We start from the raw sequence: 9,764 nt of genomic DNA, 5'->3' as shown, positions 1-9,764 counted from the left end.
ACCCAGAATATATTAATAGCAACGTTTTGCTTCAAGGTTTATACGTCAAGTTATCCATTAATTCACCAGAAAAATTCATACTTTATTTTGGTATCTTAACTATTATTGTTTTTTACGTTAAAAGTGCATTATCGTTTTTTACCCAAAAATCTATTGCCGAATTTTCCCATAGTTTGAAAGGTAATTTATCTTCTAAGTTAATGCAGTCCTATTTGTCTGCTCCTTATACACTTCACTTAAGCAGAAATTCCGCTGATTTAGTACAAAGTATCGTTACATATACAGATCGCTTTTGCATTGGTTTGGTTTTATCTTTGCTGACGGCAATCTCAAATGGAGTAGTAATAATTGCTCTGGTTACTTTATTAATATTAACTAATGCTGCTGCCTCACTCGGAATTACTGTAGTGCTTTTGATCTCTTTGTTAATTTTAAATCCTTTAAAAGATAAGTTGGCTTATTGGGGTAAACAGGGTTTCGATGCTTCAGCGGAAATAATTCGCATTCTTAACCATGGACTAGGTGGTCTCAAGGAAACCAGAATAATTGGTTGTGAGCCGTACTTTGAGGCTCAAATGGATTCAGCAGCCAAAAAATATTCAACCAATATGGGTTTGGCTTCTGGCTATTCTAACCTTCCTCGTTATGTTGTTGAAGCGGTCATTATAAGCTTTTTGATTGTGTTTGCTTTTTTGTTTGTCACTTTTAATCAGGATGATAGTCAAAATATCACCTCAATATTTGGTGTTTTTGCGATCGCTTCGATTCGTTTGCTGCCAGCTGCTGGCAACACCATCTCCTGTATCAGCGTGATTCGCTATAACATTCATTCCCTTGATTCAATACATGCTGAATTGAAGGAAGCAGAAGAATTTGAATCACAAAATAAAAAGCTTGTGCCTGCACACCACTCTCAGCCACAGCCAAAGCTTAGTTTTCAAACGCAGATTAAGATTGAGAATTTAGTATACAAATATCCTAATGCCAAGACTAATGCTTTAGAGCAGGTTAGCTTAACGATTGAAAAAGGTCATTCTATTGGTTTAATTGGTAAGTCTGGCTCGGGCAAGACAACTTTGGTAGATGTGCTGATGGGTTTGCTTGATCCTCAAAGTGGCGATATTTTGGTGGACGGAATCTCGGTTAAAGATAAAATCAGAGCCTGGCAGAATTTGATTGGCTATGTTCCTCAATCAATCTTTCTGATTGATGACACTTTAGAGAGAAACATTGCTTTTGGTGTCCCTGACAATCAAATTGATTACCAGAAACTTCAAGCAGCAGTAAATGCAGCTCAACTAAATGAGGTAATTGAAAGATTACCTATGGGTCTAAATACTACTGTGGGAGAAAGAGGGGTGTTGCTTTCTGGAGGTCAACGACAACGAGTAGGAATTGCTCGGGCGCTCTATCATGAGAAAGAGATTCTAGTATTTGACGAGGCGACGGCTGCTTTAGATAATGAAACCGAAAATTTAATTACTGATGCCACCAAAGCGCTTTCAGGCAGTAAAACCATTATTATTATTGCTCATCGTTTAAGCACAATCGAACATTGCGATCGCATCTATCGTTTGGAACAAGGTTGTATTACCCAATCGGGTAATTATCAAACCGTAGTCTTAAATCAGTAGTTAATAGTTTGGTTTTTATAGTGAAATAAATAACATTTGCTTTCGGTCAGCTTTTTTGAGCATAAATGTTACTTTCATCGTCAACCTTTGTTAATCAAAATCCCAGTTACATCAACCCATGAAATTAGCATACGTAACGACCTACGATTCAACAACATTAACAGGATCTCACGAGTGGTCAGGATCGGGATATTACATCGCTCAATCATTGAAGTTTCAAGGCATTGATATCGATCACCTTGGACCTTTGACAGACCCACCATTATTTAAAGCAATTCGCAAGCTCAAACGACACTACTACGAACTTGTGTATCAAAAACACTATGAAAAAAACCCCGATCCCCAGAGATTAAAAAATTATGCTCATCAGATAACTAGAAAACTTGCCCAACAAAAAGCTCAAATTGTCTTTAGCGCAACAGTTGAGCCAATTGCTTATCTAGAGTGCGATCTACCTATTGCTTTTTGGGCAGATGCTACTTTTGCCAATCTTGTCGATTTTTATCCCCAGTACAGCAATTTGCATCCCAATGTTGTTTATAACTGGCATAACATGGAAAAATTGGCTTTAGAAAAGTGTCAACTAGCAATTTACTCTTCTGATTGGGCAGCTCAATCAGCGATTAATTTTTATCAAGCCGATTCGAATAAAGTTAAGGTCGTTCCATTTGGGGCAAATATTAACAACGAACTAAATTTTACTCAAATTAAAGATGCGATCGCGAATCGACCAACAGATATTTGCAAGCTTCTATTTATTGGTGTGGAATGGATTAGAAAAGGCGGGGATATCGCTTATTCTATTGCTAAACAATTAAATCAGCAAGGCTTGAAAACGGAATTAACTATCGTTGGTTGTCAACCACAAATTGATGAGCCAATACCTAAATTTATCAAATCTTTGGGGTTTATTAGTAAGTCTACTAATGAAGGAAAAGAAAAAATTCAAAAATTAATTCTTGATTCTCATTTTCTCATTCTGCCGACAAGAGCAGATTGTACCCCAATAGTATTTTGTGAAGCTAATTATTTAGGAGTTCCTTGTTTATCGACAAAGGTTGGTGGTATTCCTACCATCATTCACAATGATATTAACGGAAAGCTATTTAATCAAGATACTCAGATTAACGATTGCTGTGATTACATTACCAATATTTTTGCTGATTATTCAAATTATATAAATTTAGCCCTTTCTGCTTTTTATGAGTATAATTCACGACTCAACTGGTCGATAGCGGGGGCAACTGTCAAACAGTTACTAGCTGAACTTGAAAAATAGTCTTATTGCAATAGTGTTAAACCAAACAAATCTTTTAGCTCAATTTCAATAAATGAATACATTAACTCTTAAACCTTTAGTCAGTATTATTATTAATAATTACAATTATGATCGCTTTTTAAGCGAGGCAATTAATAGCGCCTTAAGTCAAAGCTATGAGCAAATTGAGGTAATTGTGGTCGATGATGGTTCTACGGATAATTCCCGACACATTATTGCTGAATATGGCGATCGCATCATCCCAATTTTACAACCCAATGGCAAGCAGGCAGCAGCTTTTAACAGTGGCTTTGCCCGTAGTCAGGGAGAAATTATTATTTTTCTCGATTCAGATGATTATTTGTTTCCTCAAGCTGTGGCGGAGATCGTTAAAGTCTGGCGACCCGATTTGGCTAAGGTACATTATCGCTTAGATGTCGTGAATAGCGTTGGTGAATCCCTTGGTTATTCGTCACCTCAAGGTACGCTTCCTCTTTCCCAGGGGAAAGTCTGGCAGATGCTTTTGGAAACTAGCGGTTATGTCAGTACACCCACTAGCGGAAATGCTCTAAATCGTCAGGCACTAACTGACCTATTTCCTATTCCCGATGAATATAAGCTAACTGCTGATGATTACCTATCTTTTCAAGTGCCATTTTACGGTGAAGTGATGGCAGTTGACCATGCTTTAGGAGCTTATCGAGTTCACGATAGTAACCAGTGGGCCTTGTCTACGGTGACGGGCGATCGCTTTAAACGGTTTGTCCATCACGATCTGCAAAATTTTGCCTTGATAACCAACAAAGCTCAGGAATTAGGCTACCAGATTCCTCCAGATTTAGAGCAGCGTTCGATTGGTCGACTGTGGTCAAGAATTATTTCCTTGAGACTTAATGCCCAAAATCATCCTGTAGAGAGCGATCGCTCTAGTCAGCTAATTTATCAAGGAATTAGAAGTCTCTGGAAATATTCAAACTTTAATTTGCCTAAGCGCATTTTTTACAGTCTGTGGTTTATCTGGGTAGGCTTAATGCCTCTTTCCCTAGCCAAGCCAGCTATTTCTTGGCTATATGCTCCCCATCATCGTCCTAAATTGATTGGCTGGACAACTACCAAGCTTAAGGAACTGATGAGTTAGCAATCTTGGCAACAGCGGTCAAAGTTTTATCTTCTTCAAATACCAATCAAACGTAAATCTTACCTGACTCAATCGGACTCAATAACCTCAACTGTAATAGTTATATGTACCTGCATTAATTATGTTTAATAGTGCCGAACCAGTTAGCAGAAAGCCAAAATTGACCTGGGCAAGTAATATTAACTTGATTATTTTGGCTTTTTGTCTTGTTTTCTATGGACGGATTTTTATTACTTTAACTTCGGCTCCAGCAATTTTAATTCATGCTCATTTTGTGGTTGTTCCTTTGATTATGGGAATTGCTTTAGCTACGGCAACGGCCAAAAACTCGCAGCAATCTATGTTAGTACATTCTTTGCTCGGGGGTATGTTGATTTTTCTAATTGCAATTTTAGTTAGTGCCATTTGGAATCGGGCTAGCTTTATCAACGCCATTATCAGCTTCATGATGCTGGGAGAGCCAATGATGTTTTTAGTGACTATTGTCTGTATTCCCATGTCAGTAAAATCTTTTAGTCGGCTTAAAAATTGGTTGATGGCATCGGTAGGAATTAACTTTTTGCTAGCTGCGGTGCAAAAACCGCTGATTGATGGAGGGAAAATCGATGCCCAAGGATTTGACGGTACTGACGGTTGCGGAGGAGTATTTTTTGTCTCAGGAGCAGGTAATTATGTATCGGCATCAGTATCTCTGGCATTTGCTCTTTATTTTTTGGCAAACGGCAAAAACTTTCCCCTGTGGGTCAGAGTTACAACTATGTTGGCAGCGTCATGGCAACTACTTTTTTCTGATTCGAAGCAACTTATATTTGCTTATTTTTTGGCATGGATAATTTTAATTATCTTTAATTTTAAAGATGTAGGGAAAACCATTCAGCTATTGCTGGGCATTATGATTACTGGGATGATTTTTTTCTGGTGTGTTCAAAATCTGGAGGCGTTTAATGCTTTTACAGCCTGGGCGAGGCCAGATTTATATGGAAAAAATGGAGATGCTTGGTTTACTAAACTTTATTCAGTCAAAGCAATCCTGGCTGAGTTTAAATCTCCAGCCAACTGGCTATTTGGCTTGGGTCCTGGTCATACGGTGAGCCGTTTGGGAGCATGGTTTTTGCAGGACTATAGCTTAATTCTTAAACCTTTAGGGGCAACTACTACTTCTATTGGGGTACAATCTCGCGAGTTTATTGATAGTTTTTGGTTGGCTACTGGCTCAAGTCTATTTAGTCCTATTTTTGGCTGGGCTGGAATTTGGGGTGATCTTGGTCTATTAGGTCTGGGAGCTTACATGTATTTGGCCTCTTTAATTTGGCAATATTTTGGCGTAGATAATTCCTTGAAAATTACCCTGCTGGCGACTCTGGTTTTAGGGTTTGTTTTTACTCAACTTGAAGAACCTGGCTATATGTTGTTTCTTTCTATGTTGCTTGGGTTGGCTTGGCATGAAAAGCGGCTGAAATTTGAGCAGCAGGCACAAGTTTAAATTTATATTACTTAATAATTTTATGTATAACACTATTGAGTCGGCAAATGTCTCTAAAGCTTGTGCATCAGCTTCTACGGGGCAAAAAATAAGGGTTTTATTTATCAGCCATACTTATGTGGTGGGGGTAAATCAGGGTAAGCTCAAAGCGATCGCCGATACGGGATTAGTAGAGGTTGGTTTACTGGCTCCTAGTAACTGGCAGGCTCTAGAATGGAAGCGCATCATTGAGCTGGAAACTCCCTTTTCTGAAATAAAAACTTACTCTGCCCCAGTTTGGTTCTCTGGTAGAGTCGGCGCTCATCTTTATCATCCCTGGAAGATTTGGCAGGTAATTAATGACTTTAAACCTGATGTGATTCAGGTAGAAGAAGAAATTTTTTCCCTCTGTGCTTTTGAGGCTGCTTTTTGGGCAAGGTTATTTCGTAAACCAATGGTGGTATTTGGCTGGGAGAATCAATTACGCTCTTTATCGCTCTTTCGTCGTTGGATACGGAACTTTGTTATGGGAGTCAGCAAGCTTTATCTGGCTGGTAATCAAGACGGTGCCGAGGTAATGCGTAGCTGGAACTATCAGGGGCAGATCGAGGTCATGCCACAAATGGGAGTAGATACCAAGTTGTTTACTCCCTTGGCAAGAAAATCACCTCAAGATCAAATAAATATTGGTTTTCTGGGAAGGCTAGTTCCCGAAAAAGGGCTGGATATTTTATTTACTGCCGTGAGACAGCTTCAGGAACAGGATTTAGATTTTCAGGTTACTCTCTGCGGTTCGGGTGAAAGCGAAGCAGACCTACGCCAAAAAGCAGAAATTTTGCAGATTAACGAGCGATTAATCTGGCGGGGTGCGGTACGTCATGAAGCAGCACCTAAAGAGTTAGGCAAATTTGATGTCTTAGTTTTACCCTCTCGTACTGTTGCCACCTGGAAGGAACAGTTCGGTCACGTCATTATTGAAGCTATGGCTATGGGTATTCCTGTAGTTGGTTCTAGCTGTGGAGAGATTCCCCACGTAATTGCTAGGGATGACTTGGTTTTTCCTGAAGGAGATTCCGTGGCTTTAGCCAAAATTTTAAAACGGCTTATTTGTGATCGCAATTGGCGAGAGGAAATGGGGAACTATGGAATAGAGAGAGTAAAACATTATTATTCTCACGAACGAATTGCTCAAAGATTAGTCGAGCAGTGGCAAAAATTAATTTCAACATTGAAGTGATTCATGAGCGAAACACATAGAGCAGCAGGCATCGATTTGTGTCGTGGGTTAGCAGCCTTCGCCGTCATTTTAGTCCATTCAGGGGATGAAACTTGGGGCGTGCCAATTAGCGATCGCGCCATTCAATTTCGCTATTTATTTTACTTTGCTGTACCGTTTTTTTTAGCAGCATCTTTTTACTTTAATACCATCAGAACGCCGTTAAAAATTGATCGCGCTTTTTGGCAAAAGAAAATTCAGCGAATTGTGCTGCCCTATCTATGCTGGAGCTTGCTTTATGTTATTGCTAAATTAGCGATTGCTTTTTTGACGAAAGAAACAAGATCAATACAGCAACTACTGCCAGATCCTGTAGCTGTCATTTTTATGGGTGCAGCTTCTTATCATCTCTATTTTCTTCCCCTGTTACTAGTTGGAACGACGCTGCTTTATTTAGCAAATTATCTCAACCAAGTAAAACACTCAATTTTTCTGCTGTCATTTTTGGCTACAGTCAGCACTTTACTCTATCAGCTCTTGATAGTTTCTAACAACGACTTTAACCTTGGGAATTATGATGCTTTTGTGCAGTTATTTCCAGCAGCTAACTGGGACGATATTTTTGCTCAAGTTTGGAGATGTATTTTAGTTAACTTGGCCTGGTTAATTAGATGTTTTCCCTACTTGGCGATCGCTCTATTGCTCCAGGCAATCTTGAGAAAAGATACACAGTGGCTAGATCGACCAGCAAACGTAACTGCCATATGGGGATTTTTTTTACTAATAGATATTTTGGGAGCAAAGTATTTGCCCAAGGCGGTGAGTGAGTTATTAATTGCTTACTCTTTGTTGCTATTTGGAATTGCGGTTTCTAAGCATATTTCTAACAGCAATTTAATTACTAATCTCGGATTATGTTCTTTTGGAATTTACTTGGTACATCCCTTAGTCAAAAGCATTGTCGAGATTTTACTGACGAAAACTATACCGCAAGTTACTCAAAGCGTTTCGATTACATCCATGTTGATTTACTCCATCTCTAGTTTTTTGTTTAGCTGGTTGGCGATCGCCTTGATGCAAAGAAACAAGCTGATTTCTCAATATATCTAACATCTTAGAGATTTGATTTTAATAGTAAAAATAATGATCTTAAATTATTTAGGAGAAGAATAAATGAGAATAGCGATTGTCAGACGAGAGCCAAAAGTTGCTTTTAGTATGGATGTTTATACCGATAACTTGGTGGTTGAACTAAAAAAGCTTAGACCAGATTGGGAGATTCTAGAAATAGCCCCTCAACCCTGGAGTAAAAATCTAGAAAATCTTTGGCATACAGGCAATCCTATCCGTAAATACTACGAGCGTTTCTATCATCATCCGCAGGCTGTTAAACAAGTAGATGCCGATCTGTTCCACATTATCGATCACTCTGATGCTCACATTGCCTATGGACTAAAAAAGATTGGCAAGCCTGTGGTAGTTACTTGTCACGATTTAGTGCAGTTTATCTATCCTGAAATTATGAAAAATCAAGCTCGCTTTCCCGCTTTTAGTCTGGCGGTTTGGCAATATTGTGTCAAGGGAATTACCGTCGCCGACAGTATTATTGCTGTTTCGAGCAACACAGCTAAAGATGTCGCTCATTGGTTAAACATCTCTCCAGCAAAAATCGAGATCGTTCCCAATGGTGTGGATACAGTATTTAATATCCCAGACAAAAAAACAGTAACTGACTGGAAACAACAATATGCCAAATCTCCTGATGAGATTTGCTTGCTGCATGTGGGTTCTAATCAACAGCGCAAAAATATTGAAACGGTCTTAAAAGTAATTAAAGCGATCGCCGAGCAAGGTATCCCTGTTCGTCTTTGGAAAGTTGGCGGAGATTTTCATCTTGAACAGGAGCAATATATCAAAGCTAATAATTTAAGCCCACACATTACTTTTGTCAGTAATCCCGAACGAGAGGCGGTGATTAACTTTTATTGTGCTGCTGATGCTCTTGTCGCCCCCTCTCTTTATGAAGGTTTTGGGCTGACGGTTTTAGAAGCTATGGCTTGCGGTACGCCGACAATTACTAGTAATGTTTCTGCCATCCCAGAAGTGGTAGGAGATGCCGCAGTTTTAGTAGAACCCACCGACGTTGCTGCCATAACTGAAGCCGTATTGCGTATCAATCGCGATCGGGATTTTCGTCAAGATTTAATTGACCGAGGTTTCGCACGCATAAAAGAGTTTAGCTGGAAAAAAACCGCTGAAAAAACAGCCCAGCTATATGAGCAGGTCGTTCAATCAAAAAATGCAATACTTGCAGATTAATATCGACTTAATTTTATTCAACTTGCTATTTTTTACCAAATATTATTACTACCTAAAATTAAATGAAAGTTTTACTATCAGCATATTCCTGTGAACCAGGAAAAGGATCAGAGCGAGGGGTTGGTTGGAATTTCGCCAAGGAAGTGGCGCAATATCATCAGGTTTGGGTATTAACTCGTCCAGATGAAAGTAAAGAAGCGATTGAGGCAGAGCTGAAGCGTAATCCAATTCCCAATCTTCAGTTTGTTTATTTTACCCTCCCTTTTTGGCAAGATAGTTTGCGCTGGGGACAATCTGGGGCGATCCAACTGCACTATTATTTTTGGCAAATCCAGGCTTACTTTGTAGCCCAAAAACTGCATCGCCAAATAAATTTTGATCTTGCCCATCATGTTACCTTTGTTCGTTATTCTGTCCCCAGTTTACTGTCTTTGTTACCGATTCCCTTTATTTGGGGTCCCGTAGGTGGAGGAGAATCAGCTCCCTCTAAATTTTGGGTTGATTTTAGCATCAAGAACAAGCTTTACGAATATTTACGCGAAATTTGGCGGGGTATTGGTGAACTAGACCCTTTGACTCGTCTGACTGCTCGCAAGAGTGCGATCGCCTACGCCACCACTCAGGATACAGCCAAAAAACTAAGTAAATTAGGTGTATCAAAGATTAAGCAGGCTTCAGCGACTGGGATTGATTGGGCAGAAATTGACCAGCTGCGTCAATGTCCTCCTCCTACGGGA

General features: G+C 39.4%; 7 protein-coding genes and 1 pseudogene. All 8 read left to right on the top strand.

Annotated features, from left to right (window positions below; all coding sequences use genetic code 11):
• Nucleotides 1-1,634: ABC transporter ATP-binding protein (locus tag C7B62_RS22195; protein ID WP_106242526.1), on the top strand; the 1,634-nt coding region annotated here is incomplete at its 5' end.
• A gap of 118 nt (nucleotides 1,635-1,752) precedes the next feature.
• Nucleotides 1,753-2,913 (top strand): glycosyltransferase family 4 protein, encoded by a 1,161-nt coding sequence (locus C7B62_RS22190; protein WP_106242523.1) that lies wholly within the window; start codon nucleotides 1,753-1,755, stop codon nucleotides 2,911-2,913.
• 52 nt (nucleotides 2,914-2,965) lie between these two features.
• Nucleotides 2,966-4,030: a glycosyltransferase family 2 protein gene (locus tag C7B62_RS22185; RefSeq protein ID WP_106242519.1), complete on the top strand. Its 1,065-nt coding sequence runs from the start codon at nucleotides 2,966-2,968 to the stop codon at nucleotides 4,028-4,030.
• A gap of 121 nt (nucleotides 4,031-4,151) precedes the next feature.
• Entirely contained in the window at nucleotides 4,152-5,513 is a 1,362-nt protein-coding gene (locus tag C7B62_RS22180) for a hypothetical protein (protein WP_106242515.1), read from the top strand.
• Nucleotides 5,514-5,535: 22 nt separating this feature from the next.
• The gene (locus C7B62_RS22175; RefSeq protein ID WP_106242512.1) at nucleotides 5,536-6,729 is read left to right on the top strand and encodes a glycosyltransferase; all 1,194 of its coding nucleotides are present in this window, start codon (nucleotides 5,536-5,538) and stop codon (nucleotides 6,727-6,729) included.
• 3 nt (nucleotides 6,730-6,732) lie between these two features.
• The gene (locus tag C7B62_RS22170) at nucleotides 6,733-7,818 is read left to right on the top strand and encodes an acyltransferase (RefSeq protein WP_106242508.1); all 1,086 of its coding nucleotides are present in this window, start codon (nucleotides 6,733-6,735) and stop codon (nucleotides 7,816-7,818) included.
• Nucleotides 7,819-7,881: 63 nt separating this feature from the next.
• On the top strand, nucleotides 7,882-9,027 hold the full coding sequence (locus C7B62_RS22165) for a glycosyltransferase family 1 protein (protein WP_106242504.1): 1,146 nt from the start codon (nucleotides 7,882-7,884) through the stop codon (nucleotides 9,025-9,027).
• A 62-nt stretch (nucleotides 9,028-9,089) separates the two neighbouring features.
• A pseudogene (locus tag C7B62_RS22160) lies at nucleotides 9,090-9,764 on the top strand (glycosyltransferase family 1 protein); the annotation flags it as partial.

The organism is Pleurocapsa sp. CCALA 161, from assembly GCF_003003995.1.
In the GTDB taxonomy this organism is placed as follows: Bacteria; Cyanobacteriota; Cyanobacteriia; order Cyanobacteriales; family Xenococcaceae; genus Waterburya.
This window is presented reverse-complemented; position numbering and strand designations above follow the sequence as displayed.

What these genes read in the sequence shown, in the direction of transcription:
- C7B62_RS22190 (WP_106242523.1), top strand. Translation starts at nt 1,753, where the DNA reads ATGAAATTAGCATACGTAACGACCTACGATTCAACAACATTAACAGGA.
- C7B62_RS22185 (WP_106242519.1), top strand. Translation starts at nt 2,966, where the DNA reads ATGAATACATTAACTCTTAAACCTTTAGTCAGTATTATTATTAATAAT.
- C7B62_RS22180 (WP_106242515.1), top strand. Translation starts at nt 4,152, where the DNA reads ATGTTTAATAGTGCCGAACCAGTTAGCAGAAAGCCAAAATTGACCTGG.
- C7B62_RS22175 (WP_106242512.1), top strand. Translation starts at nt 5,536, where the DNA reads ATGTATAACACTATTGAGTCGGCAAATGTCTCTAAAGCTTGTGCATCA.
- C7B62_RS22170 (WP_106242508.1), top strand. Translation starts at nt 6,733, where the DNA reads ATGAGCGAAACACATAGAGCAGCAGGCATCGATTTGTGTCGTGGGTTA.
- C7B62_RS22165 (WP_106242504.1), top strand. Translation starts at nt 7,882, where the DNA reads ATGAGAATAGCGATTGTCAGACGAGAGCCAAAAGTTGCTTTTAGTATG.